This is a genomic window from Amnibacterium endophyticum, from assembly GCF_042680685.1.
Classification (GTDB): Bacteria; Actinomycetota; Actinomycetes; order Actinomycetales; family Microbacteriaceae; genus Amnibacterium; species Amnibacterium endophyticum.
On record NZ_JBHUEA010000004.1, the window covers coordinates 71278 to 96273 of the forward strand.

At 74.7% G+C, this 24996-nt stretch carries 28 protein-coding genes; 13 read left to right on the forward strand and 15 right to left on the reverse strand.

Annotated features, from left to right (window positions below):
* The first annotated feature begins 128 nt into the window (after positions 1 to 128).
* The 3 genes from ACFSBI_RS04065 to ACFSBI_RS04075 all read left to right on the forward strand — a co-directional run bounded on the left by ACFSBI_RS04065 (position 129) and on the right by ACFSBI_RS04075 (position 2684).
* The gene (locus ACFSBI_RS04065) at positions 129 to 806 is read left to right on the forward strand and encodes a response regulator transcription factor (RefSeq protein WP_377932299.1); all 678 of its coding nucleotides are present in this window, start codon (positions 129 to 131) and stop codon (positions 804 to 806) included.
* Complete coding sequence (locus ACFSBI_RS04070) at positions 803 to 2137, forward strand: sensor histidine kinase (RefSeq protein WP_377932301.1); 1335 nt, start codon at positions 803 to 805, stop codon at positions 2135 to 2137. The genes ACFSBI_RS04065 and ACFSBI_RS04070 overlap by 4 nt, the downstream gene beginning before the upstream one ends.
* Positions 2138 to 2243: 106 nt before the next feature.
* A complete protein-coding gene (locus ACFSBI_RS04075) occupies positions 2244 to 2684 on the forward strand; it encodes a hypothetical protein (protein WP_377932303.1) in 441 nt (146 codons plus the stop codon).
* An 11-nt stretch (positions 2685 to 2695) separates the two neighbouring features.
* Here the strand turns inward: ACFSBI_RS04075 and ACFSBI_RS04080 are convergent, their stop codons facing one another.
* From ACFSBI_RS04080 to ACFSBI_RS04105, 6 genes are all read right to left on the reverse strand, one after another.
* Positions 2696 to 3067 carry a fluoride efflux transporter FluC gene (locus ACFSBI_RS04080; RefSeq protein WP_377932305.1) on the reverse strand — a complete coding sequence of 124 codons (372 nt, stop codon included), beginning with the start codon at positions 3065 to 3067 and terminating at the stop codon, positions 2696 to 2698.
* Positions 3064 to 3534: a fluoride efflux transporter FluC gene (locus ACFSBI_RS04085; protein ID WP_377932307.1), complete on the reverse strand. Its 471-nt coding sequence runs from the start codon at positions 3532 to 3534 to the stop codon at positions 3064 to 3066. Before ACFSBI_RS04085 ends, ACFSBI_RS04080 begins: the two co-directional genes overlap by 4 nt.
* A 66-nt stretch (positions 3535 to 3600) precedes the next feature.
* Positions 3601 to 3738 (reverse strand): MFS transporter small subunit, encoded by a 138-nt coding sequence (locus tag ACFSBI_RS04090; protein ID WP_377932309.1) that lies wholly within the window; start codon positions 3736 to 3738, stop codon positions 3601 to 3603.
* On the reverse strand, positions 3735 to 5090 hold the full coding sequence (locus tag ACFSBI_RS04095) for an OFA family MFS transporter (RefSeq protein ID WP_377932311.1): 1356 nt from the start codon (positions 5088 to 5090) through the stop codon (positions 3735 to 3737). The genes ACFSBI_RS04090 and ACFSBI_RS04095 overlap by 4 nt, the downstream gene beginning before the upstream one ends.
* A 100-nt stretch (positions 5091 to 5190) precedes the next feature.
* Positions 5191 to 6408: a saccharopine dehydrogenase family protein gene (locus ACFSBI_RS04100; RefSeq protein ID WP_377932313.1), complete on the reverse strand. Its 1218-nt coding sequence runs from the start codon at positions 6406 to 6408 to the stop codon at positions 5191 to 5193.
* Between the two features lie 38 nt (positions 6409 to 6446).
* Positions 6447 to 9098, reverse strand: coding sequence for a phosphoenolpyruvate carboxylase (locus ACFSBI_RS04105; protein ID WP_377932315.1), 2652 nt, complete (start codon positions 9096 to 9098; stop codon positions 6447 to 6449).
* 49 nt (positions 9099 to 9147) lie between these two features.
* Between ACFSBI_RS04105 and ACFSBI_RS04110 the strand changes: the two genes are divergently transcribed.
* Positions 9148 to 9747, forward strand: a complete 600-nt coding sequence (locus ACFSBI_RS04110) for a YdeI/OmpD-associated family protein (protein WP_377932317.1) — start codon at positions 9148 to 9150, stop codon at positions 9745 to 9747.
* Entirely contained in the window at positions 9744 to 10136 is a 393-nt protein-coding gene (locus tag ACFSBI_RS04115; RefSeq protein WP_377932319.1) for a YchJ family protein, read from the forward strand. The genes ACFSBI_RS04110 and ACFSBI_RS04115 overlap by 4 nt, the downstream gene beginning before the upstream one ends.
* Here the strand turns inward: ACFSBI_RS04115 and ACFSBI_RS04120 are convergent.
* Positions 10081 to 10683 carry a LysR substrate-binding domain-containing protein gene (locus ACFSBI_RS04120; protein ID WP_377932321.1) on the reverse strand — a complete coding sequence of 201 codons (603 nt, stop codon included), beginning with the start codon at positions 10681 to 10683 and terminating at the stop codon, positions 10081 to 10083. The genes ACFSBI_RS04115 and ACFSBI_RS04120 overlap by 56 nt on opposite strands.
* Positions 10684 to 10726: 43 nt before the next feature.
* On the opposite strand from ACFSBI_RS04120, the gene ACFSBI_RS04125 reads away from it, so the two are divergent.
* Positions 10727 to 11080, forward strand: a complete 354-nt coding sequence (locus ACFSBI_RS04125; protein ID WP_377932481.1) for a DUF5997 family protein — start codon at positions 10727 to 10729, stop codon at positions 11078 to 11080.
* Between the two features lie 102 nt (positions 11081 to 11182).
* On the opposite strand, the gene ACFSBI_RS04130 is transcribed toward ACFSBI_RS04125, so the two are convergent.
* The 3 genes from ACFSBI_RS04130 to ACFSBI_RS04140 all read right to left on the reverse strand — a co-directional run bounded on the left by ACFSBI_RS04130 (position 11183) and on the right by ACFSBI_RS04140 (position 13378).
* On the reverse strand, positions 11183 to 11842 hold the full coding sequence (locus ACFSBI_RS04130; protein WP_377932323.1) for a ribonuclease H family protein: 660 nt from the start codon (positions 11840 to 11842) through the stop codon (positions 11183 to 11185).
* Between the two features lie 10 nt (positions 11843 to 11852).
* Positions 11853 to 12632: a DarT ssDNA thymidine ADP-ribosyltransferase family protein gene (locus tag ACFSBI_RS04135; protein ID WP_377932325.1), complete on the reverse strand. Its 780-nt coding sequence runs from the start codon at positions 12630 to 12632 to the stop codon at positions 11853 to 11855.
* Positions 12633 to 12706: 74 nt separating this feature from the next.
* Positions 12707 to 13378: a hypothetical protein gene (locus ACFSBI_RS04140; RefSeq protein WP_377932327.1), complete on the reverse strand. Its 672-nt coding sequence runs from the start codon at positions 13376 to 13378 to the stop codon at positions 12707 to 12709.
* A 39-nt stretch (positions 13379 to 13417) separates the two neighbouring features.
* Between ACFSBI_RS04140 and rlmN the strand changes: the two genes are divergently transcribed.
* Positions 13418 to 14620: a dual-specificity RNA methyltransferase RlmN gene (gene rlmN, locus ACFSBI_RS04145; protein WP_377932329.1), complete on the forward strand. Its 1203-nt coding sequence runs from the start codon at positions 13418 to 13420 to the stop codon at positions 14618 to 14620.
* Between the two features lie 302 nt (positions 14621 to 14922).
* Here the strand turns inward: rlmN and ACFSBI_RS04150 are convergent, their stop codons facing one another.
* Together ACFSBI_RS04150 and ACFSBI_RS04155 are read right to left on the reverse strand one after the other, a co-directional pair.
* Entirely contained in the window at positions 14923 to 15057 is a 135-nt protein-coding gene (locus ACFSBI_RS04150) for a hypothetical protein (protein WP_377932331.1), read from the reverse strand.
* Positions 15058 to 15313: 256 nt separating this feature from the next.
* Positions 15314 to 15604, reverse strand: coding sequence for a hypothetical protein (locus tag ACFSBI_RS04155; protein ID WP_377932333.1), 291 nt, complete (start codon positions 15602 to 15604; stop codon positions 15314 to 15316).
* 67 nt (positions 15605 to 15671) lie between these two features.
* Here ACFSBI_RS04155 and ACFSBI_RS04160 point away from each other — a divergent pair, with 67 nt between their 5' ends.
* The 4 genes from ACFSBI_RS04160 (at position 15672) to ACFSBI_RS04175 (ending at position 19137) form a co-directional block, all read left to right on the forward strand.
* A complete protein-coding gene (locus tag ACFSBI_RS04160; RefSeq protein WP_377932335.1) occupies positions 15672 to 16106 on the forward strand; it encodes a YdeI/OmpD-associated family protein in 435 nt (144 codons plus the stop codon).
* Positions 16107 to 16130: 24 nt separating this feature from the next.
* Positions 16131 to 16421: a hypothetical protein gene (locus tag ACFSBI_RS04165; protein WP_377932336.1), complete on the forward strand. Its 291-nt coding sequence runs from the start codon at positions 16131 to 16133 to the stop codon at positions 16419 to 16421.
* A 323-nt stretch (positions 16422 to 16744) separates the two neighbouring features.
* Complete coding sequence (locus tag ACFSBI_RS04170; RefSeq protein WP_377932337.1) at positions 16745 to 17842, forward strand: NAD(P)-binding domain-containing protein; 1098 nt, start codon at positions 16745 to 16747, stop codon at positions 17840 to 17842.
* On the forward strand, positions 17839 to 19137 hold the full coding sequence (locus ACFSBI_RS04175; protein WP_377932339.1) for an NAD(P)/FAD-dependent oxidoreductase: 1299 nt from the start codon (positions 17839 to 17841) through the stop codon (positions 19135 to 19137). The genes ACFSBI_RS04170 and ACFSBI_RS04175 overlap by 4 nt, the downstream gene beginning before the upstream one ends.
* 3 nt (positions 19138 to 19140) lie before the next feature.
* Here the strand turns inward: ACFSBI_RS04175 and ACFSBI_RS04180 are convergent, their stop codons facing one another.
* Complete coding sequence (locus ACFSBI_RS04180; protein ID WP_377932341.1) at positions 19141 to 19326, reverse strand: PspC domain-containing protein; 186 nt, start codon at positions 19324 to 19326, stop codon at positions 19141 to 19143.
* Positions 19327 to 19489: 163 nt separating this feature from the next.
* Here ACFSBI_RS04180 and ACFSBI_RS04185 point away from each other — a divergent pair, with 163 nt between their 5' ends.
* The gene (locus ACFSBI_RS04185) at positions 19490 to 21811 is read left to right on the forward strand and encodes a transglycosylase domain-containing protein (protein ID WP_377932343.1); all 2322 of its coding nucleotides are present in this window, start codon (positions 19490 to 19492) and stop codon (positions 21809 to 21811) included.
* Positions 21812 to 21831: 20 nt separating this feature from the next.
* Here ACFSBI_RS04185 and ACFSBI_RS04190 read toward each other — a convergent pair whose 3' ends face one another.
* Positions 21832 to 22149 carry a DUF1905 domain-containing protein gene (locus tag ACFSBI_RS04190; RefSeq protein WP_377932345.1) on the reverse strand — a complete coding sequence of 106 codons (318 nt, stop codon included), beginning with the start codon at positions 22147 to 22149 and terminating at the stop codon, positions 21832 to 21834.
* 30 nt (positions 22150 to 22179) lie between these two features.
* Here ACFSBI_RS04190 and ACFSBI_RS04195 point away from each other — a divergent pair, with 30 nt between their 5' ends.
* Positions 22180 to 22428, forward strand: coding sequence for a hypothetical protein (locus tag ACFSBI_RS04195; RefSeq protein WP_377932346.1), 249 nt, complete (start codon positions 22180 to 22182; stop codon positions 22426 to 22428).
* Between the two features lie 109 nt (positions 22429 to 22537).
* On the opposite strand, the gene ACFSBI_RS04200 is transcribed toward ACFSBI_RS04195, so the two are convergent.
* Entirely contained in the window at positions 22538 to 24994 is a 2457-nt protein-coding gene (locus ACFSBI_RS04200; protein ID WP_377932483.1) for an ATP-dependent Clp protease ATP-binding subunit, read from the reverse strand.
* Positions 24995 to 24996 lie beyond the last annotated feature (2 nt).

Below are 24996 nucleotides of genomic sequence, written 5' to 3' on the forward strand. Positions count from 1 at the left end.
GATCCTGGGCCGTCGGCCGGGTGGTCGTCCATGTGTCCGCTGAGCGGATCCCATGAGGGGGGCCACGAGGTTCGAGGATTCGATGGGAGGCCGCCCTCCGTCGCTCCCGGCTCTGCCAGGCTGCCGCTGTGCCGGACGTGCTGGTGGTGGAGGACGACCCGAGGATGCGGGCGCTGCTCGTCTCCGCGCTCGAGGACGAGGGCCATCGGGTCGCGGAGGCGGCCGACGGGCTCGCCGGCCTCGTCGCGCTGCGGGCCGGCGGCTTCGACCTCGCCGCCGTGGACGTCGCCCTGCCCGGCATGAGCGGGGTCGAGGTCTGCCGGCACGTGCGGCGCGAGGGCCTGCCCGTGCCGATCGTGCTCGTCACGGCGCGCGACGGGGTCGAGGACCGGGTGCAGGGGCTCGACGCGGGCGCCGACGACTACCTCGTGAAGCCGTTCGCCCTCGAGGAGCTCACGGCGCGGGTCCGCGCGCTGCTGCGGCGCTCGTCGGCCTCGTCGGGCCGGCTCGAGGTCGGCGACCTCGTGCTCGACCCGCCCGCGCTCCGCGCGACGGTCCAGGGCAGGACCGTCCCGCTCAGCGTCAAGGAGTTCGCGCTGCTCCGCGCGCTCGCCCGACGCGCCGGATCGGTGGTCGACCGGCGTGTGCTGCTCGCGGAGGTGTGGGGCGATCCCGAGCGCTTCGACGGCACCGCCGTCGACCAGTACATCAGCTACCTCCGCAAGAAGCTCGACGGTGCCGGTACCACGGCGCGGATCGAGACCGCTCGCGGCATCGGGTACGCGATCCGGACGGTGCGGGGGTGAGACGCCCGGCGCCGTCGATCCGGCTCCGGATCGCCGTCGTCACGGCGCTGGTCGCCGCCGTCGTGCTGGGCTCGCTCGCCGCGCTCCTCGCCGCGCGGACGGCGGAGGTCGCGACGACCACCGCGACGCAGCTCGCGGCGGAGGACCTGCGGCCGTTCGCAGTGGACCTCGTGCACCACCCCGGTGAGGAGCCGGACCCGGTCTCGACCGGGGTCCTCCTGCTCGTCGTGGACCCGGACGGCGTCGTGCGCCGCAGCTCGATGCCACCGGCGCTCGCGGACGCGGCCGAGGGCGTCCGCGGCACCGGCGACGTCGCCGTGGCGGGCGGTCGCTACCGCGTCGTCGAGCGCACCGTGCAGGCGGGCGGGCCCTGGCGGATCACCGCGGCGCGCGACCGGTCCGCCGGCGACGCGCTGGTCGCCGGGGTGATGACGACGCTGCTGGTCGGGACGCCGCTCGCCGTGCTCGCCACCGCTGCCGCGGCCTGGTCCGTCGCCGGCGCCGCCCTCCGACCCGTCGAGCGGATGCGGGAGGCCGCGGAGCGGCTGCGCGCCCCGGGCTCCTCCGGCCGGCTGCCGATGGGCGCCGGACGCGAGCTGGCGGAGCTCGGGGCGACTCTGAACGGCCTCGTCGACGACCTGCGGGAGAGCGCGGAGCACGAGCGGCGGGTCACCTCCGACACCGCGCACGAGCTGCGCACCCCGCTGGCGGTGCTCGGCGCGCAGGTCGAGCGGGCGTCGCGCCCGGGGGCGGACCCGGACCTGCCGGCGATCCGCGCGTCCGTCGAGCGGGTCTCGCGGCTCGCGGACCAGCTGCTGCTGCTCGCGCGGGCGGACCGCGACGAGGACGCGGGCAGCGCGCCGGTCGCGGCGCTCGTCACGGAGGCCATGGAGGCCGTCGACCGCGCCCGCCTGCTCGCGCCCGCGGGCGTCGAGGTGGACCTGTCGCTCGAGGGGGAGGAGACCGGCCGGGTGGGCATCGACCCCGTCGCCTTCGGGCGGGTGCTCGCGAACCTCACCTCGAACGCGCTCGCCGCGGGCCCGGCGTCCGCGGTCGACGTGCGGCTGCGCTGCGAGCCGGACGACCTCGTGCTCGTCGTGGCCGACGACGGGCCGGGATTCCCGCCGGACTTCCTGCCCTTCGCGTTCGAGCGGTTCTCGCGGCCCGAGCGCAGCCGGGGCTCCGGTGCGGGCGGGGCGGGGCTCGGGCTCGCCCTGGTGGAGCGGCTCGCGCACCGCTCGGGCGGCGACGTGCACGCGGAGAACCGGGTCGCGGGCGGTGCCGCGGTCACCGTCCGGCTGCCGAAGGAGCGGGGGCGCCCCACCTCGTGAGGGTGCTGCGAACCGCTCGCTGTTCGAGGATTCGAAGACGTCGCCCCGGCGGCGCGGCACCGGGTCCCGGAAGGCTGAGCGGCAGCGTCACCAGGAAGGGACCCAGATGACCACCGCCGCCAGCACCGCCCGCACCGCCGACCGCACCGCCGTCTCGAGGGGCGTCCGGAGCACCTTCGCGATCGCCACCGGCATCGCCACCCTGTTCGTCTTCGTCCAGTTCTTCACCTCCAGCGAGTTCATCCGCGTGAAGGGCGACGGGGCCGAGACCTGGCAGGAGGTCCACGGCTTCACCGCCTACGGGGTGCTGGTGCCGGCGCTCGTCGCCGCGATCGTCGCGCTCGTGAGGCTCCGGTCGGCCGCACCGGTCCTGACCTGGATCTCGGTCGCCTTCTTCGTCGCCGCCGTCGGCCAGTGGGGCAGCGGACACCTCATCAGCACGCTGGGCATGGACGGGTGGACGGCGTTCCACATCTTCTTCTCGTCGGTGGTGCTGGCGCTCGCCGTGTGGGCGTCGGTGCGCTCGGCGATCCTCCGCCGCGGCTGAGTCGGGGCCGGTCAGGACCGGCCGAGGGCGAGCCCGGCACCGGCCGCGGCGACGGCGAGCACGAGCATCCCGAGGCCGTACAGCAGGGCCGCCGCGACGCGGCGCTGCTGCAGCAGCCGCACGGTCCCGAAGCTCGCCGTGCTGAAGGTGGTGTAGCCGCCGAGCAGGCCGGTGCCGACCACCGCCAGCCACGCGGGGTGGGCGCCGGTGCCGGCCAGCCCGGTGAGCAGCCCGAGCACGAACGACCCGCTGACGTTGATCAGCAGCGTGCCCCAGGGCAGCCGGTCGCCGAGGCGCGCGGTGAGGAGGCCGTCGAGCACCAGCCGCAGCGCCGCGCCGACCCCGCCGGCGACGGCGAGCAGCACGAGGAGGGCGGCCGTCACGCGCGCCGACCCGCGAGCGCGCCGCAGGCGATGCCCGCGGCGGAGGCGGCGGCGCCGAGCAGCAGGGTCGCCGCGGCGTAGAGCAGCCCCGTGCCGGCCGCACCGTCGCCGAGCAGCACGGCGGTCGACGTGGCGAGGGCGCTGTAGGTCGTGAAGCCGCCGCAGAAGCCGGTGCCGACGAGCAGCCGCACGCGTCGCCGGCCGCCCTCGTCGGGGCCGAGCCGGGCGAGCGCGTCGAGCAGCAGCCCGAGCACGAAGGCGCCCGCGACGTTCGCGACGAGCACCGCGAGCGGCAGTCGCCCCACGTCGGGGACGCCGAGCGCCAGTCCCTCCCGCGCGGCCGTGCCCAGGGCTCCGCCCGCCGCGACCAGCCCGATCGCGGCGGGCCGCAGGTGCAGCGGGCTGAGCCCGCGGCCGCCGACGGCGTCGCTGTCGAGCGGCAGCGGATCGAGCTCGGGCGAGGTCATCGAGGGTCCTTTCGGGGTCGAAACGACGGTCCGTCCCCGATCCTCCCGCGGAAGCGGGCGGACCGCTCACCCCGCGAAGAGCGCCGGGATCTTCGCGACCAGCTGGATCAGCCCGTACAGGAAGGGCAGCCCCACCCAGAGCCAGGCGACGACGCCGATGACCTTCTGCGTCCCCGCCGCGGGCGCCTCCGTCTCCGCGCTCATCGGACCTCCTCCTTCTCCGCGGCCGTGCGCCGCGCCTGCTGCGGGGCGCTCGGCACCCGGATCAGCTCGTTGCAGCCGAAGCCGATCGCGAGCAGGACGATCATGACGATGAAGGACGGCACGTAGCGGGCCGGGCCGTCGCTGCCGTTCGCGATCTGCGCGTCCGCGATCGCGTTCACGAGCACCGGTCCGAGCACGCCCGCGAACGACCAGGCGGTCAGCAGCCGTCCGTGGATGGCGCCGACCTGCGCGGTCCCGAACAGGTCGCGCAGGTACGCCGGCGCGGTCGCGAAGCCGGCGCCGTAGAACGAGAGGACGAGGATCGTCGCGATCAGGAAGACCGGCTTGCTCGTGTTCTGCATCAGCACGATGACGAGGTAGAGCAGCGCCCCGACCCCGAGGTAGATCCGGTACATGTTCTTGCGCCCGAGCACGTCGGACAGGCTCGACCAGGCGATGCGGCCCGCGGAGTTCGCGAGGGAGAGGATCGCCACGAAGCCGGCGGCCGCCGCCGTGAGCGCGGCCGCGCTCGACGCGTCGGGGAAGAAGTCGGAGAAGATCGGCGCCGCGCGCTCGAGGATGCCGATCCCCGCCGTCACGTTGAAGGCGAGCACGACCCAGAGCAGCCAGAACTGCGGCGTGCGGATCGCCTGGTTCGCGGTGCGGTCGGGCCCGGGCGCCCGCTCGCGGGTCTCGGCGCGTGCGACGCGCGTCGGCGGCCGCCACTCGGGCGAGGGCACGCGGACCAGCACGACGCCGAGCGCCATCAGCACGGTGTAGGTGAGCGCCAGCATCGCGAAGGTCGCCGTCAGGCCGCCGGGACCGGTGCCGAACCAGGTGAACAGCTGGTTCGTCCAGGGCGACGCGATGAGCGCGCCGCCGCCGAAGCCCATGATCGCGAACCCCGTCGCCATGCCCGGCTTGTCCGGGAACCACTTCATCAGGGTGGAGACCGGGGAGATGTAGCCGATGCCGAGCCCGATGCCCCCGAGGACGCCGTAGCCGAGGACGATCAGCCAGACCTGGCTGGTCGCGGCGCCGAGCGCGGAGACCAGCAGGCCCCCGACGTAGCAGACGAGCGACACGGTCATCGCCCAGCGCGGGCCGCGCGCGTCGACCGCCGTGCCGAAGACCGCGGCCGCGATGCCGAGCACGACGATCCCGAGCGTGAAGGGCAGCGCCGTCACCACGCCGGAGACCCCGTACGTGTCCGCGAGCGGCGACTTGAACACGCTCCAGGCGTAGACGGCGCCGATCGACAGGTGGATCGCGAGCGCCGCGGGCGGCACCAGCCAGCGGTTCCAGCCCGGGGGAGCGGTGATCCGCTCGCGCGTCAGCAGTCCAGCGGACATCCTCGTCCTCCCGTCGTGCGGCGGCCTCGACGCCGCTGCACGGGTGCACCGTACGCCCGCCGCAGCGCGCACGCCCTGAGCACGCGCTGGACGCGCCCGATCAGCGGCCCAAGCGGGCGGGTGCGCGGTGCCGCCGCGCCTCGGCGGTGAACCCGGCTCGGCGCAGGCGGTCGACGAGGCGGTCGCCCATCGCCGCCGACGGCGTCGTAACCCCCGGCGCCGAGTCGAGCGGATCGAGGGCGAGGCAGAGCGCGCTCTCGGCCAGCAGGGCGCCGGTCGCGCCGTAGCCGGGGTCGAGGGAGGCGGCGATCCGCGCCGACAGGCGCGCACCGGTGCCGGTGATCGTGCGGGCGTCGACTCGGAACCAGCCCGCGTCCAGCACCCGCTGCGCCGGGACGTCGCCGGCGGACGGCAGCAGCCCGTCGAGCAGCGGCCGCACGAGCGGGGAGCCGAGCCCGGCGATCAGCGCCCGGCCGCCAGCGGCGACGCCGGCCGCGGCCACCGCGGAGAGCGCGCTCCGGCCGAGCGGCACGCCCTCGTCGTAGCGGAACCCGTCGTCCCGCCCGGCGAGCGCCGCGCTGCGCCGCACGACCCGCATGTTCGCCGGGCCGAGCGGCCAGGGGGCGGTCCAGCCGCCGAACAGGTCGTCCCGGAACGCCCGGGTGCGGTCCGCCTCGGCCCGCCCGTCCGCTCCGGCCGGGGTGAGGGCGTCCGGGTCGGCGAGCACGCGCGCCGCGTCCGGATCGGACCGCACCGCGTCCACCTGCGCCCTCGCGGTGTCGAGGGTGCCGCCGCCGATGCCGCCGCGACCGCGGACGAGCGCCCTCGTGCGGCCCGGCGTCCCCGCGTCCTGCTCCGCGGCGAGCCGGGCGAGCAGGTGCACGGCGAGGTCGGAGGGGACGGAGTCGAAGCCGCAGGCGTGCACGATCCGGGCACCGCTCGCCGCGGCGCGCTCCTGCACGCGGTCGATCGACGCGCGCATGAACAGGATCTCGCCGGTGAGGTCGCAGTAGTGCGTTCCGGCGTCGGCGCAGGCCTCCACGAGCGGCATGCCGAGCAGGGCGAACGGGCCGACCGCGGTGGCGACCACCCGCGTGCGCTCGGCGAGCGCCTCGAGCGCTCGCGCGTCGAGCGCGTCCGCCTGCAGCACCGGCCAGTCGACGCCGAGCTCCTCGGTCAAGGCCGCGAGCCGGTCCGGCGAGCGGCCGACGAGCGCGACCCGGGTGTCCGCCCCGCGCCGTGCGAGGTGCGCGGCGGCGCGCCGGCCGGCGGCCCCGGTCGCGCCCGCGAGGACGACGTCGAACTCCCGCTCGGGCATCCCCGGACGCCAACCCTCCTGCCTGCGGCCGCGCCGGGTCAGCCCGTGTTCTGCAGGCCCGCGGCGACGCCGCCGACGGCGAGCAGCAGCAGGCGCTGCAGGTCCGGGTCGGCCGGACGGTCCTCGGGCGTGTCGCGCAGCCCGCGGAGCGCCCGCAGCTGCAGCAGCGACAGCGCGTCGACGTAGGGGCTGCGCAGCTTCACGGCCCGCTGCAGCACCGGCTTGCCGGCGAGCAGCTGCCCGCCGCCTGCGATCCGCACGACCCAGTCGCGGGTCAGCGCCATCTCGTCCAGCACCGCCTGCGCCAGGTCGTCGCGGTCGCCGAGCGCGAGGTAGCGGCGCGCCAGCCGGCCGTCGGCCTTCGCGAGCCCCATCCCGACGTTGTCGATCATCGTGCGGAACAGCGGCCACTCGCGGTAGGCGGCCTGCAGCCGCGGCTCGTCGCCGACCGCCTCGAGGGCGGAGCCGAGCCCGAACCAGCCCGCGAGGTTGATGCGGGCCTGCGTCCAGGCGAAGACCCAGGGGATGGCGCGCAGGTCCTCGAGCGACTCGACCGAGAGCCCGCGGCGGGCCGGACGGCTGCCGAGCGCGAGCAGCCCGATCTCCTCCATCGGCGTGACGGTGGCGAACCACGGGGCGAAGCCGGGCGCCTTGACCAGGGAGAAGAACCGCTCCCGGCTCGCGGCGTCCATCGTCGCGGCGACGTCGGCGAAGCGCTCCGCCGCCTGCTCGTTGCGCTGCTCGATCGTGGGGGCCGACGCCATCAGCACCGCCGCGCCGACCTGGTCGATGTGCCGCATCGCGATGTCGCGGCTGCCGTAGCGGGCGAAGATCACCTCGCCCTGCTCCGTCAGCTTGAAGCGCCCGTCGACGGAGTGCGGCGGCTGCGCCAGGATCGCCGAGTTCGCGGGGCCGCCGCCGCGGCCGAGCGCACCGCCGCGGCCGTGGAACAGCGTGAGCTCGATGTCGTTCTCCGCCGCCCAGGCGGCGATCTCGCGCTGCGCCTCGTACAGGGCGAGCGTCGCGGCGACCGGGCCCACGTCCTTCGACGAGTCGGAGTAGCCGAGCATGACCTCCATGCGGCGCCCGGTCGCCTCGAGCCGCTGCGCGAACTCGGGGTGCTGCACGACCTCGGCGAGGATGCGGGGGGCCGCCTGCAGGTCCGCGAACGTCTCGAACAGCGGGATGACGTCGAGCACGGGGGCGTCGTCGCCGGCCGCCGCGGCGAGGCGGTGCACGTTCAGCAGGTCCTCCGCGGACTGCGTGAACGACACGATGTAGCGGCCCGCCGCTCCGGTGCCGTACCGGTGCTGGATCGAGGCGACGGCGCGGATCGTCGCGAGCACCTCCTCGGTCTGCTCCGACGGCGTGCCGGCGTCGAGCTCGGCGATGGCGCGCCGGTGCACGGCGGAGTGCTGCCGCACCTCGAGCTCCGCGAGGTGGAAGCCGAAGGTCCGCACCTGCCAGATCAGGCCCTGCAGGTGCCCGTACGCCTGCCGCGAGGCGTGCCCCGCGGCGAGCGACTCCTGGACGACGGCGAGGTCGGCGAGCAGCTCGGCCGGGTCGCGGTACGCGAGGTCCGCGTCCCGCGTGCGGGTCGCCGCGATGCGCCGGGTCAGCAGCAGCAGGACGCGGCGGTGCGGCTCGTCGGGGGAGCGCTTCGCGATCTCGTCGGCCGCGTCCTCGTCCGCGGCGCGCAGTCGGCGCCACAGCGCCAGCAGCGCGTCGGAGGGCGGGGTGGAGGTCGCGTCGAGCGTCAGCCCCCGGCCCACGCGGGCGGCGGCGCGCTCGAGGCCGAGCAGCACGTGCTCGCTCGCGATCGCGGCGGCCTGCTTCGTCACCGAGGCGGTGACGAACGGGTTGCCGTCGCGGTCGCCGCCGACCCAGGTGCCGAGCCGCACGAACGGCTGCACCAGCGGCTCGCCCGCGCCGGCGGCGTCGCCCTGCAGCGCCTCGTCGATGCGCCGGTACACGGCGGGCACGGTGGTGAAGAGCGTCTCGTCGAACACCGCCATCACCGAGCGGACCTCGTCGAGCGACGAGGGCTTCTCGGCGCGCAGCGGCGCCGTGCGCCACAGGGTGTCGATCTCCTCGAGCATCGCGCGCTGCACGCGGCCGTCCGCCGCCGCGGTCTGGACGCCGTCGTGCTGATCGAGCAGGTCGCCGAGACGGCGGATGCTGCTCGACACCGCGCGGCGCCTCGCCTCGGTGGGGTGCGCGGTGAAGACGGGGTGGAAGCGCATCGCCCGCAGCCGCTGCAGCGCCTCCTCGCGGCCGACCTGGCCCGCGAGGTCGCGGAACGCGGCGCCGACCCCGTCCGCCGGGTCGCTGCGGGTGCCCTCGCGCTCCAGCAGCACGCGGACGCGCTGGTGCTCCTCCGCGAGGTTCACCAGGTGGAAGTAGGCGGTGAACGCGCGGGCGACCTCGTCGGCGCGCGCGATCGTGAACGAGTCGGCGATCTCCGCCGCCCGCGCGAACGCGTCGTCCGTCTCGTCCGTGTAGGCCTGGATCGTCGCGACCCGCAGCCGCTCGACGTCCTCGAACAGGCCGGGGGAGCCGCTCTCTCGGAGCACCTGGCCGAGCAGCTCGCCGAGCACGCGCACGTCCGCGCGGAGGTGCTCGGGCAGCTCCTGCTCCGCCTCGTAGCGGCCCACGACGTCGGTCGCCTCGGCGTGGAGGGGGTGACTCATGCCGAAGACGCTAGGGCAGTCGTGTTTCGCGTTGCGTACCGTGACCCGCGTGGACGCGCTCGCAGACGTGCTCGTGCTGCCGGACGCGGCCGCGTGGCGGGCCTGGCTCGACGAGCACGAGGGCGTGTCGGACGGGGTCTGGTTGCGCCTCGCGAAGAAGGGGACGCTCGTGCCGACATCGCTCACGTACGCGCAGGCGCTGGACGAGGCGCTCTGCAGCGGCTGGATCGACGGGCAGAAGCGGGCCTTCGACGAGGCGACCTTCGTCGAGCGCTTCACCCCGCGGCGCCGCGCCTCGCTCTGGTCGGCGCGCAACGTCGGGCTCGTCGCCGCGCTGATCGAGCAGGGGCGGATGCGGCCGGCCGGGCAGGCGGAGATCGACCGGGCGAAGGCGGACGGGCGCTGGGACCGCGCCTACGCCGGGGCCTCGACGATGACGGTGCCGGACGACCTCGCCGCCGCGTGCGCGGCCTCGCCGGTCCTCGCCGAGGCCTTCGCCGCCCTCGACCGCACCAACCGGTACGCGGTGCTGCATCGGCTCGCGACCGCGCCGTCCCCGGCCGCCCGCGCGAACCGCCTCGCGACGCTCGCGGCGATGCTCGAGCGCGGTGACGTGCCGCACCCGCCCAGGTCGGGCGGAGCGGCGTGATCGGGCCGTCGGACCCCTGCCCGTGCGGCGGCGGCGGCGCCTACGGGACGTGTTGCGGCCCGCTGCACGCGGGCTCCGCGGCGGCGACCGCGGAGGCGCTGATGCGCAGCCGCTACTCGGCGTTCGCCCTCGGTCTGGCCCCCTACCTGCTCGCCACGTGGGCACCCGCCGCCCGGCCGGACCGCCTCGACCTCGACGCGTCGCTGCGGTGGCGGCGCCTCCAGATCGTCGACACCGCGCGGGGCGCCGAGTCGGACGACACGGGCGTCGTCGAGTTCCGCGCCGCGTACCGCGGCCCCGACGGCCACGGCCTGCTGCACGAGCGGTCCCGCTTCAGCCGCGACGACGCCGGCCGGTGGGTCTACGCGGACGGGGAGCAGCGGGCCTGACGGCGGGGCCGGGCTGGGCGGGCTCCGCACGGCCGCGCGAGCTGTTCTCGGTGCGGCCCCGCACGATGCCGATGAAGTCGTCGACGTCCTCGCCGCCGGCGTCGCGGCGCCAGGCCAGCCCGATGCGCGTCGGCGCCGCGTCGTGCACCGGCCGGGCGACCAGGTCCCGACGGCCGGTCGCGCGGAACACGGACTGCGGCATCAGCGCGATCCCGTGCCCGGCCGCGACGAGGTCGAGCGTCTGCTCGTCCCAGCCCGGCCGCACCTCCTCGCCCGCGAGGTCCGCCTCCGCGACCGCGTCGAAGGCCTTCACCGGGTGGTCACGGGCGGCGACGACCACCGGGGTCTCCTCCCACAGCGGGATCACGTGCAGGTCCTCCGCCTCGAGCGGGAGGCGCGCGAAGACCATCGTGACGCCGTCGGCGAGCGCGGCGACCGGGTCGTCGACGGCGACGACGTCGAGGGGGACGTCGCTGCGGCGCTCGCGCCAGGCGCGGATCCAGCGGTCCGGGGTGACGCCCGCGACGACGCCGATGACGAGGGGCACGCGGCCCGAGGGTAGCGTCGCAGCCGTGGCCGACGACCAGACGATGAAGCCCGAGACCGCGGCGAAGAAGCTGGGCGTGCTGCTCGCGGCGACCCCGGAGGAGTTCCGGTCCGCCCCGGTGAGCCGTTCGACGCTGCAGGCGCTGCAAGCCGACCCGCCCGAGTGGCTCGCCGAGCTGCGTCGCGAGGGGCCGCACCCGCGGCCGGTCGTCGCGGCGAAGCTGGGCGTCTCGGTCGCGGGGCTCCGCCGGGCGGGCGTGGAGCAGCCGCTGACGACGGCGGAGATCCGGGCGCTGCTCGAGGACAAGCCGGACTGGCTGGTGGCGGAGCGCCGCACCCACGCCGGCGTGATGGCCGAGAACGCCCGCCTGAAGCGCGAGCGCGCCGCCGCCTCCTGACCCGCAGGAACCGCGGACTTGCCACTTCTTGCGGCCGCGCGCGGCGTGTCGCAGCAAGAAGTGGCAAGTCCGCGTTCGAGCCGGACGTGGCCCGGGCCGGGGTCAGCGGCGGCGGAGCAGCGCGCGGACGGCGTCCTCCGGGCTCGTCCCCGCCTCGTCCGCGAGAGACCGGAGGCGCCGCCACTCGTTCGCGCCGAGCCGCACGCTGAGCACGCGGTCGTCGTCCGGGTCCGCCTCGAAGAGCGCCGGCGCGGACGCGGGAGCGGCGGCAGCGGGGGCGGTCCGGCCGACGGGCGCGGCGCCGCCGAAGCCGGGGCCGCCGTCCGGGTCCGCGCCGCGCTGGTAGGCGGTCGCGGCGCCCCGCGCGCGCTCGTCGGCCGCCTCGTTCAGCGGGTGCCCGGCGTGCCCCTTGACCCACTCGAACCGGTAGCGGCGCCCGGCGAGCGCGGAGTCCAGCTGCTGCATCAGGTCGACGTTCAGCACCGGCTGCCCGTCGGCCTTCCGCCAGCCCTTCCGCTTCCAGCCGGGCATCCACTTCGTGATCGAGTCGATGACGTAGCGGCTGTCGCAGAGGATCAGCAGGTCGTCGTCGGCGCCCTCGGTGGCGCGGAGCAGCTCGAGCACCGCCTTCAGCTCGCCCATGTTGTTCGTGCCGCGGGACCAGCCCCCCGCCGCCCAGCGGTCGTCGTCGATGTACCAGGCCCATCCGGCGGGGCCGGGGTTGCCGAGGGCGGATCCGTCTGCTGCGGCGGTGATCGTCACCCGATGCAGCCTAGGAAGCGGGGACGAACCAGGGCGGGTGCACCACCACGCGCGGCGCGGCGCCCTCGACGTCGCGGAACATGCCGCGCACGCGGGCCCGGGCCGGCTCGTTCGCGACCGCGATCAGGCTCACCGCCGACAGCGGCACGGGTCCGGGCACGAGCACCTCGGCCGCGACGAGGTCGGGGTCGGTGCGCGTCAGACGCGCGACGGCCTTCGCCGGCTCGCCGATCGTGAAGGCCGTCAGCGGCGCGGAGGCGTCGCCGTCCGCCACGACGACGTCGGCCCCGAGCTCCTTCCCGGTGACGACGAGCAGCGCGTAGTCGGTCGCGGAGGTGGCGCGGGCGGCCGCGGACCACTGCGCACCTTCCGCACCGGTGCGCACCTCCGCCCACCGGTCCGAGTCGGGGGAGGCGGCGAACGGGACGAAGTCGGTCACGGTGCGGCCGTCGCCGACGTCCGCACGGGCGCGCAGGTCGCGCACCAGCGGCGCCGCGACGTCGACGTCGGGCTCGACGCCGGAGGCGCGGGAGCGCAGATCGCCGTCGAGCAGGATCGACTCGAGGTTGGTCAGGTGCGTCCAGTGGTACAGGCGGCGGGCGCCGAACGGCGGCACCGTCGCGGGGCGGCCGGCGGGCGGTGCCACCCGCTTCGGCCGGGTCGCGGTCGCGCTCGCGCGGGAGGCGGGCCGGCTCGGCGGGGAGGCCAGCGCGCTCACCGGCTGCGGCGCGACCCGCGGGAAGCAGATGTCGCACATCCCCTCGTCGAACCCGTGGATGCACTCCGTCACACCCGACCCCTTCCTCGCCCTCGTGTTCCGGGGCACCTCCAGTCTGAACGCCGCGGACGGCCTCCTGTTCCCCGTCAGATGAACAGCACGGAGACGATCGCCGCGACCGCGAGCAGGACGTGGGGCGCGAGCGCGATCCGGACGAGCCACCGGGCCCGCCGCACCGCGTCCGGGCGCCCGATGCGGTGGACCAGCGCGAGCGCCTCGCCCTCGGCCGTCGCCCTGCCCGCCGTGAGCCAGGTCGACAGCAGCGAGACCGGGATCAGCGCGGAGGCGATCAGGACCGGCCCGATCAGGAGCGACCCGCTGGACGCGTCGGCGACGAGCAGGGCGCCGAAGAGGGCGAGGTTCACGAGCAGCGCGGCGTGGACCAGCAGGTCCCACTGCTGGGCCGCCCCGGCGAAGCGGGCGGCGGGCAGCGTCGCGGCGCGGTGCGCTGCCTCCTCGGGCGTCCACGACCGCGCGCTGCGCTCCGCGGCCGCCCGGCGCCTGCGTCGCACCGCGAGCCCGCAGCACCCGGCCACCAGGCCGCCGGGCACGAGGAGGACGTCGAGCAGCGCGAAGCCGAGCAGCGCGCCGGCGACGGCGAGGACGAGCAGCTCCGCGAGGACGAGCGCCGCTGCCCAGCCGGCGACGGCGAGGGGGCCGTTCCGCAGGGGCGGGTGAGCGCGCAGCGTGGCCGCTCCGGGGAGCTCGCGTCGCGGGTAGCGCGCTGCGAGGTCCGTGCGGCCCGACGCCTCGGTCACGTCCGCACGCTAGCGCCTCCCGTCGCCTATCCTGGAGGGATGCCCGTCGACGTCCCGCTCGCGCGCCCGCAGGTGCGTCCCGCCACCGAGGGGTGGCAGCAGCAGCGCGACGGCGAGGGGCGGCCGCTGCTGCAGTTCGCGTCGCCGAAGCGCGGCAAGCCGCCGGTGCACCTCGCGGACCTCGACGGCGACGAGCGGCGTGCGCGCCTCGTCGAGCTGGGGCTGCCCGCCTTCCGCGCGAAGCAGATCGCGCGCCACTACTTCACGCGCTGGACGTCCGACCCGGCCGCGATGACGGATCTGCCCGCCGCGGGCCGCGAGGAGCTCGTCGCCGGACTCCTCCCGTCGCTCATGACCGAGGTCCGCCGCCTCGCGACCGACCGCGGCGACACGGTCAAGTTCCTCTGGAAGCTGCACGACGGCGCCCTCGTCGAGAGCGTGCTGATGCGCTACCCGGGGCGCATCACGCTCTGCGTCTCGTCGCAGGCGGGCTGCGGCATGAACTGCCCCTTCTGCGCGACCGGCCAGGCGGGCCTGACCCGCAACATGTCCGCGGCGGAGATCGTCGACCAGGTGGTGCGCGCGAACCGCTTCATCGCGGACGGCGGGCTCGGCGGCAAGCGGGACGGCGAGACGACGCCGGAGCGCGTGTCGAACATCGTCTTCATGGGCATGGGGGAGCCGCTCGCGAACTACGCCCGGCTGATGCGGGCGGTGCGCACGATGGTGGCGCCCGCGCCGGACGGCCTCGGGATGAGCGCCCGGCACATCACGGTCTCGACCGTCGGCCTCGTGCCCGCGATCCGCAAGCTGGCCGCGGAGGCGGTGCCGGTGACGTTCGCGCTGTCGCTCCACGCTCCGGACGACGAGCTGCGCGACGAGCTGATCCCGGTGAACTCGCGCTGGAAGGTCGACGAGGCGCTCGACGCGGCCCGCGCCTACTTCGACGCGACCGGTCGTCGGGTGTCGATCGAGTACGCGCTGATCAAGGACATGAACGACCACGGGTGGCGCGCGGACCTGCTCGCGGAGAAGCTGAACGCCCGCGGTCGCGGCTGGGTGCACGTGAACCCGATCCCGCTGAACCCGACGCCCGGCTCGATCTGGACCGCGTCCGAGCCGGCGGTGCAGCGGGAGTTCGTCCGCCGCCTCGAGGCCGCCGGCGTGCCGACCACGATCCGCGACACCCGCGGCAAGGAGATCGACGGCGCCTGCGGGCAGCTCGCCGCCGCAGAGTCCTGATCGATCCCTCGGTCGGTGTTCGTGCTGCTCCGACGCCGCCGGAGCAGCACGAACACCGACCGAAGGGGCGCGTGACCCCCGGACTGGGCGTGCGGCGCTCGCACGTGGCCCCCGTCCGCGGGCGGAACCTCTCTCCCACCGTTCACCGACGCACGGAAGAAGGAGAGCCCCTCATGTGCTCCTGCCGCCACTCCCACCACTGCCCGCCGCCGTGCTCGTGCGACAGCGCGTGCGACGCCTGCGACCACCGGGCGCTGCCGCTCGCGGCCTGATCGGAGCCGCTGTCGCGGCGACGGCGCCGATCAGGCGCTGTGGCGCAGATGCCAGACGGCGTCCTCGGCCAGCTCGACCAGGCGGAAGGCGCCGTAGGGCAGCAGGGCGATCAGCCCGAACCCGGCGGCCGTGAGCGCCAGCATGGCGACGTCGGCACCGGTCATGGACGGAATGATGGACCATCCGCACCGCCGGGCGGCACCCCGAGAGCAGGGGGTGTGCACCCGGTGTCGGAGGGGCCGCGCACCATCCCGCCATGCGATGCCCGAACTGCGGCGGTGACCGCGTCGCCCTCGCCGCGACGCCCGGGGAGCGCCCCGACCGCACCTGCGTCTGCCTCGACTGCGCCCACCTGTGGGACAGGGTCCCGGACGACGCGGGTGCGCCCCGCGCCCGATGACCGCCAGCGACGGCGCTCGGTCAGCGCCCGACGTGGCGCGCGCTGCCGCCGTGCGTCCGGCTCGCCTCGTCGTGCCGGCTCGCCTGCTGCGCGATGTGGTGCCGCCACACCGCCTCGGCGGCCGCGTCGCCGCTGCGGTAGTACCCGATCAGCTCCCTCCCCGCGGAGGTCGGCGCCCAGGTGACCGCGCGGAAGACGTGCCGGCCCTCGATGCGCAGCCGGCGGATGACCGCGATCGGCTCCGGCTGGCCGGGCACCCGCAGCAGCCACTCCGTCGCCGTCGCCAGCCGTCTCGGATGCCACTCCACCACGGGACGGGAGCGTAATCGAACTGGTGTTCTACTGCCCGACCGTCCGCGGCGTGGCAGGCTGCGCGTCGTGAGCGAGGAGTACCGCACCGCCATGCGCCTGACCGGCAGGAGCACCGGCATCCCCGTGCCGCCCGAGGTGCTGGAGCGGCTGGGGGCGGGGAGGCGGCCCGCGGTCGAGGTCGTCGTGAACGGGTACCGGTACTCGAGCACCGTCGGCTCGATGGGCGGCGAGGCGCTGATCCCCTTCTCCTCCGCGCATCGGGCCGCGAGCGGCATCGGCGGCGGGGACGCGATCGACGTCGCGCTCACCGTCGACGACGCGCCGCGCGAGGTCCCGGTGCCCGCCGATCTGGCCGCCGCGCTCGAGGGGGCCGGCGCCGCCGCGGCGTTCGACGCGCTCGCGCCGAGCCGGCGCAAGGCGCACGTCCTGAGCGTCGAGGGCGCGAAGACCCCGGAGACGCGGGAGCGGCGGATCGCGGCGGTGGTGGCGGCCTGCGTCTGACGTCCCGCGCGTAGGGTGCACGCGATGTCCGACCGCGTGATGCAGCCCACTCGCCACGACGACGGCACCGTGACGGTGACCGCGGCCATCCGGCTGCGGGTGCGGGACCCGCTCGACCTCCGCACCCGGGTCGCCCTGCCGCACGAGAACGAGGACGGCGAGCTGTTCGTGGGGGCGGAGGGCGACGACGCCTCGCTCGCGCGGGCGGTCTCGATCGTCATCGACGCCGCCAGGTTCGACGTGCTCGGCATCGATCTGGTCCACAACCAGGTGTCGGCCCCCGGCGCGACGGCGTTCCACCCGCACCTCGAGTAGCGACACGCCGGAGGGCCGGAATCCGCACGGAGAGCGCGCACTCGGGCCCTTTCCGGGCGCGACCAGGGTTTTCATAGGCACGCCGTGAAACGGGCCGCCTGCTCGGGGCGGATCGATGCGGAACGGGGACTTGCGGGCCGCATCCGACCCCCCGATATGGTGACGCCAAGCGCAGCCCCCTCGAACGGGAGTCACCGGAACGGGGGAGGCGGCGCTCTCGAAGACGGGCTCTGGGGGGTGCCCGCACGCGATCCTGCGCGCCTGCTCCTCGTGTCCGCCACGTCCTGCCTGCTGCATCCGTGCCGACCGTTCGGAGACGTCCCGTGGACACCACCCCTCAGCGCACCCGCTTCGCCTTCCTGGTGCACCCGCGCACCGACGTCCGCGCCGACCTGGCGGGGGTGCACCCGCTGCTCGGCCTCGTCCCGTCGGGGCTCATCGAGCGCAGCATGGCCCGGCTGCCGCTGAAGCCCTGGGTGCACGCGACGATCGAGGCGTCGGACGCGCAGGGGGAGGTGCTCGGCGAGATCATCACGCTGCCGCTCAGCCCCCGGCTGCTGCTCGGGCCCGATCGCGCCCTGGTGCAGCGGCGGGTCGACGAGGCGGTGGACCTCGCGGTGTCCCGCGGCGCCGAGATCGTCGGCCTCGGTGCGCTGACGGCGCCGGTGACGGCGGGCGGGGCGAAGCTGCGGCGCCGCACGGACGTGGGCGTCACGAACGGCAACGCCTTCACGGCCGCGATCACGGTGCAGGCGGTGGAGCGCGTCGTCGGCGCCTTCGACGAGCCGCCGGTCGTCGCGCTCGTCGGGGCGACCGGTTCGGTCGGCACCGCGGTCGCGCGGGCGACGGCGCGCGCCGGCATCGCCAGCGAGCTGCTGCTCGTCGGCCGCACGCCGAGCAGCCTCGCCGCGCTCGCCGGATCGCTCGACGCCAGCTGGTCGACGGATCTGGCCGACTGCCGCCGCGCGGACGTCATCGTGCTGATGACCTCCGCGGCGGACGCGGTGCTCGGCTCGGAGCACCTGAAGCCGGGGGCGGTCGTCGTCGACGACACGCAGCCGCGGAACACGAGCGAGCGGCTCGCGGCAGAGCGCCCCGACGTCGTGATCGTCGACGGCGGGGTCGTCGCCACGCCAGGACTCGTCCGCCGCGGTCACCCCATCGGTCTGCCGGACGACCGCTCCTTCGCCTGCCTCGCGGAGACGGCGCTGCTCGCCCTCGGCGGTCACCGCGGCCACGGCACGATCGGCCGACCCTCGCTCGAGGACATCGACCGCATGACGGGGCTGTCAGCCCGGTTCGCGCACCTCGGCTTCCGCCTCGCCGCGCCGACCGCCTTCGGCCGTCCTGTCGCGGTACCGGGATGGAACGCCCCCGCCGTGCTCCCCGCCCCCTCGCGAGCCGAGGAGACGGTGGCATGAGGGTCGTCATCCTGGGCGGCGGGTACACCGCGATCTGGTGCTACCGGGCCCTCCGCCGCTGGATGGGCTCGGCCGCCGACATCGTCGTCGTCGCGCCGTTCACCCAGCAGGTGTTCCACGGGTTCACCGGCGAGGTCCTCGACGGCGAGCTGGCCCCGGGGCTGCAGACGAGCCCGCTGGAGGAGTGCGTGCCGCACGCCCGCCGCGTGCAGGGCTGGGCGACCGCGGTGGACGCCGAGCGGCGCGAGGTCCGCGTCGAGTGGCAGGGGGAGACCACGACGGTCGCGTACGACGAGCTCGTGATCGCCACCGGTGCGCACGACCGCACCGATCCCGTCCCCGGGCTCGCCGAGCACGGCTGGGCGCTCCGCTTCCCGGGCAACGTGCCCGCTCTGCTGGACCACCTCGCGCTGCTGGAGGCGGAGCCCGCGGCGGACGACCGGGACGCGGACCGCCGGGCGACGATCGTGGTGGTCGGCGCCGGCTTCGCGGGCACGGAGGTCGCGGCCGCGCTCGGGCGGCGCTACGGCAGCACCCGACGCGTCGTGCTCGTGTCCTCCGCCGACACCGTGGTGCCCGTGTGGCGCGACCGGCTGTCGCTGCAGGAGGGCCTCCGCCGCAACCTCGACGAGGCCGGGGTGGAGGTCCTGACGGGCGCCCGCGTCGTGGCGGTCGACGCCGGCGGCGTGGTGCTCGGCGACGGCAGCCGCATCGCATCGGCCACCGTCGTGTCCACGCTCGGCAACGCGGTCCCGGCCATTCCGGGCCTCGAGGACCACCAGGAGCAGGACGGCCTGCTCCGGGTCGACGACTGCCTGCGGGTGACCGACGGCGTGTGGAGCGCGGGCGACGCGGCGGCGGTGCGTCACGGCGCGCAGCGGGCGCCGAAGGAGGCGCTCTGGGCGATCCGGGCCGGAACCCGCATCGGCCGCAACATCGCGCGCAGCGCGCGGCGGGCGCGTCCGAGACGGTTCGGCTACCGGGGCCTCGGCACGGTCGCCGCCTTCGCGCCCGGTCACGCGGTGGCCACGGTGTGGGGCGTCCCGCTGCCGCAGCTCGTCGGCTACGCGGTGCGCGCGGTCCTCTTCCTCTGGTTCGTGCCGTCCCGCCGCACCGCGCTCAGGATCCTGCGCTGGAGCCTGTCGTCGCGCACCGTCGCGACCCCGGTGCCGATCCGCGTCGCGGCGGAGGCTCCGCGTCCGCTCGTCGGCATCGAGGGCGGCCTCACCGCCGCGTCGCGGCTCCGCGAGGCGGTCGCCGCCGACGGGACCGAGCGCAGGGCCGCGGGCGCCTGATGATCAGGCGCGCTGCTTGGGCATGATCACCCAGAGCGCGAGGTAGATCAGGATCTGCGGTCCGGGCAGCAGCATCGACAGCAGGAAGACGACGCGGATCAGCGTCGCGGAGGTCGAGAAGCGCAGCGCCAGCCCGGCGCAGACGCCGGCGATGATGCGGCCGCGCCGCGGTCGGATCAGGTCGGTCATGCGCTTCAGCCTGCCCGGGCGGGCTGGCCGCGCCCTGCGAACGATCGGTCTCCCGGGGAAGCCGGGGTCCTTCGCCCGCGTGTCGGCAACGATCCGGACACGGGCCGTGGACGAGTCCCGCGTCGCGCGCGGCGTGCCGCGCGCCATTCCCTACGATGCCGGGGTGCCGACGTCTCGAACCCTTCTGTCCGCCGGCAGCCGCCTGTCCGCGCTGCTCGGCTTCTTCGCCGTCGCCGCGGTCGCGGGCACGCTGATCGCCTGCGTGCTGACACCGGGCATCGCCCTCGCCGGCACCGCCGCGAAGCAGCAGATCGGCGCGTTCCAGGACCTGCCGAGCAACCTGGAGATCACACCGCTCGATCAGAAGACGCGCATGTACGCGATGGACGGCAAGAAGCGCGTCCTGCTCGCGTCCTTCTTCAACCAGAACCGCGAGAGCGTGAAGTGGGACGATGTTCCTGCGACGGTGAAGAACGCCACCATCGCCGGTGAGGACGTCCGCTTCTACCAGCACGGCGCCGTCGACCCGAACGGCATCGCCCGCGCGCTCGTGCAGAACCTGCGGGGCAGCGACATCCAGGGCGCCTCGACCATCACGCAGCAGTACGTGAAGAACGTCTGCGTGCAGCAGGCGGAGGCGATCACCGACCCCGACAAGATGGACGCCGCGTACAAGGCGTGCACGGCGACCTCCATCAACCGCAAGATCCGCGAGATGCGGCTCGCGATCGGCGTCGAGAAGAAGTACTCGAAGGACGAGATCCTCCTCGGCTACCTCAACATCGCCGGCTTCGGCGGCCGCACCTACGGCATCGAGGCCGCCGCGCACTACTACTTCGACAAGGACGCGAAGGACCTGTCGATCGGCGAGGCCGCGACGTTGATGTCGATCGTGAACAACCCGGACAAGTTCCGCCTCGATCGCAAGGAGAACCTCGAGGGCGCTGAGGTGCGGCGCAACCACATCCTCGCCGTCGAGCGTGACCACGGGATGATCTCGGCCGCCGACTACGAGAAGTACTCCTCCGAGGACATCAAGACGAAGATCACGCCGCCGTCAACGGGCTGCGAGACGGCCGGCACCGCTGCGTTCTTCTGCACCTATGTGCAGAACACGATCCTCACGAGCCCCGAGTTCGGGAAGAACCCCACCGAGCGGCGCGCGAACCTCTACACCAAGGGCTGGACGATCAACACGACGATCGACCTGAACCTGCAGAAGAAGGCGCAGAAGGCGGTGGACCGCTACGTGCCGCAGAAGCCCGGAGCGGCGGACGTCGGCGCCGCGACGACGTCCGTGCAGGTCGGCACGGGTCGCGTGCTCACGATGGTCCAGAACAAGACCTTCCGCCCGAATGGTGCGAAGCCGCGCACGAAGTACTCCGCGGTGAACTACAACGTGAACGAGAAGCTGGGCGCCGGTGCTGGCTTCCAGCCCGGCTCGACGTTCAAGGCCTTCACGATGATCGGCTGGCTGAAGAGCGGCCACTCGATGAACCAGAGCGTGAACGGCAACGCGCGGACGATCCCGCAGTCGGACTTCTACTCGAGCTGCGGCGGTGTCGGCGGTCAGCCGTGGGAGTTCGGCAATGACGAGGACGAGAAGGGCAACTTCACCATTCAGGAAGGCACGGCGCGCTCGATCAACGGCGTCTTCGCCTCGCTGGCCGAGGAGCAGGACCTCTGCAAGCTGCGCGAGATCGCGCAGTCGATGGGCGTGGCGAACGCCGCCGTCGAGCGCTACTCGAGCGGGAAGAAGAAGGGGCAGATCGTCCGCAACGAGGACGGCACCGCCAAGATCGCCCCGCTCATGATCGTGCCGGCGATGTCCATCGGCGGCGCCTCGTCGATCGCGCCGCTCGACAACGCGGTGGGTTACGCCACGATCGCGAACAAGGGCGTCCGCTGCGACGCGATCGGCATCGACAGCATCACCGACATGGACGGCAAGAAGATCGACATTCCGAAGGCGGACTGCCGCCGGGTGCAGCCCGAGGACCTGATGATCGCAGCCGGCTACGACCTGCGGAACCCCGTGACGGGCTACAACGGGAACGGTCGGGGCACCATGTCGGCGGACCGGCTGGGCGACGGCAGGTACCTGTTCGGTAAGACCGGGACGACCGACAACGCCAAGGACACCTGGGCGATGGGCTCGACCACGAAGGTGACGACCGCGGTCTGGGTCGGCAACGTCACCGGCCGTGCCAATCTGCGCTTCGTCTACTCCCCGCACGGGTGCAACTCCGGGACGGCCTACGCGAGCATGCGGCACTGCATCTTCCAGGCGGTGCAGCGCACGATGAACAACAAGTACGGCGGCGCATCGAGCTGGCCGTCCCCGGCCTCGCAGTACGTCTCCGGCGGCAAGGCGATCCAGCACGCGGACGCCCGCCCGCAGTCGAAGCCGAAGCCCGCGGCGAAGATCTCCTCGCCGAGCGACGACAAGCCGGACGAGGACAAGAAGCCCGAGAAGAAGGACTGACGCGCCACCTCCGGTCGCGGTCAGGGCTGCAGCTGCAGCCGGACCGCGACCGGGGTGCCGAGGTCGAGGCCGTTCGCATCGCGGACGGCCTTCTTCACTGGCAGCACGTACCGCCCGTCCTCGCCGCCCGGGAAGACGGACGTCCGCCAGGTGCTCGTTTTGACGGTGACCAGCACCCGCACGGCGCCGAAGCCCCGGGGCACGTCCCCGGCCAGCTCGCGCACGTCCTCGGTCACCTCGGCGGGCAGCGAGACGAAGGTCCACAGCTCGCGTCGCGCCTCCCAGCGCCAGAGCGGCGCGGTGAACTCGAGGCTCAGGTCCTCCTGCAGCTCCACCACGGCACGAGGGTGCACCGGCAGACTGGGGGAGTGGCGGACGACGATCGCGCGAGGACCGACGAGCTGGGGCAGACCCGCGTGAACGGGCTGCCCGGCCTGATGCAGCGCATCGGCGCCATTGAGGGCGTCGCGGTCCTGCTGCTCGTCAGCGTCGGCCTGGTCGTCTTCGGCCTCGCCTCGCACGTGGTCTGGCCGGTCGTGGTCGGCGCCGTGCTCGGCGTCTTCACGATCGCCGACATCGTCATCCTGGCCCTGGTGCGCCGCCGCTTCCCGCGCTGAGCGCGGCTCCGCCGGTCGAGGCGCGGAGCGCAGCGGAGCCTCGAGACCACCCGAGGGAGGTCTCGAGGCTCCTGCGTCGCACCTCGACCGGCGGAAGCCGGCGGGCGGGTCAGGCCGCCGCGGGCAGCGCGGTGCGGTGCAGCGCCGCGGTGAGACCGTCACCCTCGACCGCGACGCGGACCACGTCGCCGGCCTCGGGCTCGTCCGCGACCATCAGGTCCGCGATCCGGTCCTCCACCTGCCGCTGGATCAGCCGGCGCAGCGGGCGGGCGCCGTACTCCGGCTCGTACCCGGTGCGGGCGATCCACTCGACCGCCGCGTCGTCGACGTCGAGCTCGACGCCGCGCTGGGCCAGCCGCGCCGCGGTGCCGGTGAGCAGCAGGCGCACGATGGCGCCGATCTGCTCCTGCTCCAGCTTGCGGAACAGCACGACCTCGTCGATGCGGTTCAGGAACTCCGGCCGCATCGCCTCGCGCAGCCGCCCCATGACGCGCTGCCGCAGGTCGGTCTCGCTGTAGTCGCTCGACGACCCGGCGGTGAAGCCGAGGGCGCCGGAGCGGCTGGCGAGGAACTCGCTGCCGATGTTCGACGTCATGATCACGACGGTGTTGCGGAAGTCGACGGTGCGGCCCTGGCCGTCGGTCAGGCGGCCGTCGTCCAGCACCTGCAGCAGCAGGTTGAACACGTCCGGGTGCGCCTTCTCGATCTCGTCGAGCAGGATCACCGAGTACGGGTTCCGGCGCACGCGCTCGGTCAGCTGGCCGGCCTCGTCGTAGCCGACGTATCCCGGAGGGGCGCCGACCAGGCGGGACACGGTGTGCCGCTCGCCGAACTCGCTCATGTCGAACCGGTGCATCGCGCCCTCGTCCCCGAACAGGCTCGCGGCCAGGGCCTTCGCCAGCTCGGTCTTGCCGACGCCGGTCGGGCCGAGGAACAGGAAGCTGCCGACGGGACGACGCGGGTCGCCCATGCCGGTGCGGCTGCGCCGGACCGCCTTCGCGATCGCGGCGACCGCGGCGTCCTGCCCGACGACCCGCTCGTGCAGCTCGGACTCCAGCTTCGCGAGACGGCTGCGGTCCGCCTCGGTCAGGCGCGCGGCCGGGATGCCCGTCAGGCGGGAGATGACGCCCGCGATCTCGGCCTCGTCCACGACCACGTCCTCGGCCGGCGCGTCCGCCGCACCGGCGATGCGCGACTGCAGGCCCTCGACCTCGTCGCGCAGCCGGGACGCCTCCTCGTAGTGCTCCTCGGCGACCGCGCGGGCCTTGTCGGCCTCGAGCTCGCGGATGCGGGCCTCGAGGGCGGGGACGTCGACGCGGACGCCCAGGTGCAGGCGCCGCCGGGCCCCGGCCTGATCGACCAGGTCGATCGCCTTGTCCGGCAGGAAGCGGTCGGTCACGTACCGGTGCGACAGCTCGACCGCGGCGCGGACCGCGTCGTCGGTGTAGCGGACCCCGTGGTGCTCCTCGTAGCGGGACTTCAGCCCGTCGAGGATGCGGACCGCGTCCTCCACGGAGGGCTCGCCGACGGTCACCGGCTGGAAGCGGCGCTCGAGCGCGGCGTCCTTCTCGATGCGGCGGTACTCGCTGAGCGTCGTCGCGCCGATCAGGTGCAGCTCGCCCCGTGCCAGCCGCGGCTTCAGGATGTTGCCCGCGTCCATGCCGCCCTCGCCGCCGCTGCCGGCGCCGATCACGGTGTGCAGCTCGTCCAGGAAGACGATCAGCCGGTCCTTGTGCGCGACGATCTCGTCGACGACCTTGGTGATGCGCTCCTCGAAGTCGCCGCGGTAGCGGGTGCCCGCCACCATCCCGGCGAGGTCGAGCGACACGATCCGCTTGCCGCGGAGCAGCTCGGGCACGTCGTCGGCGACGACGCGCTGCGCGAGGCCCTCGACGATCGCGGTCTTGCCGACACCGGGCTCACCGATCAGCACGGGATTGTTCTTGGTGCGGCGCAGCAGGATCTCGACGGCCTGCTCGACCTCGAGGGAGCGCCCGATCACGGGGTCCAGCTCGCCGGCCGCCGCCTTGGCGGTCAGGTCCACGGCGTACCGGTCGAGGGTCGGCGTGCCGGTCTCGGACTCGGCGGCCTCCTGCGCCTGCTGGCCGGCCTGCGCGATCTGCTGCAGCGACTCCGGCGTCACGCCGTGGGCGGCGAGCAGCTGGCCGGGGACGGCCTGCTGGTTCGCGACCATCGCGAAGAACACGTGCTCGGGGTCGACGTAGGTCGAGCCGAACGCGCGCGCGACCTGCGCCGCCTCGAGCAGCGCGCGCTGCGCCGACGGGGTCAGCCCGGGCTGGCCGTCCGAGCGGGCGGGCCCGCCCTGCGGCAGCCGCTCCTCGATCGCGCGGACGAGGCCGGGGACGTCGATGCCGCCCGCCGTCAGGGCCTGGGAGCCCTGCTCGGCGGTCACGAGGGCGGCGAGCAGGTGCAGCGCGTCGACCTCGGTGTGGCCGTGCTCCATGGCGGAGCGGACGGCGGAGCCCACGGTCTCGTGGGTGCGCCGGCTGAGCAGCCGGCTGATGTCGATGGGCCGCCCCTGCGCGCTGCGCTGCGACGAGAGCATGC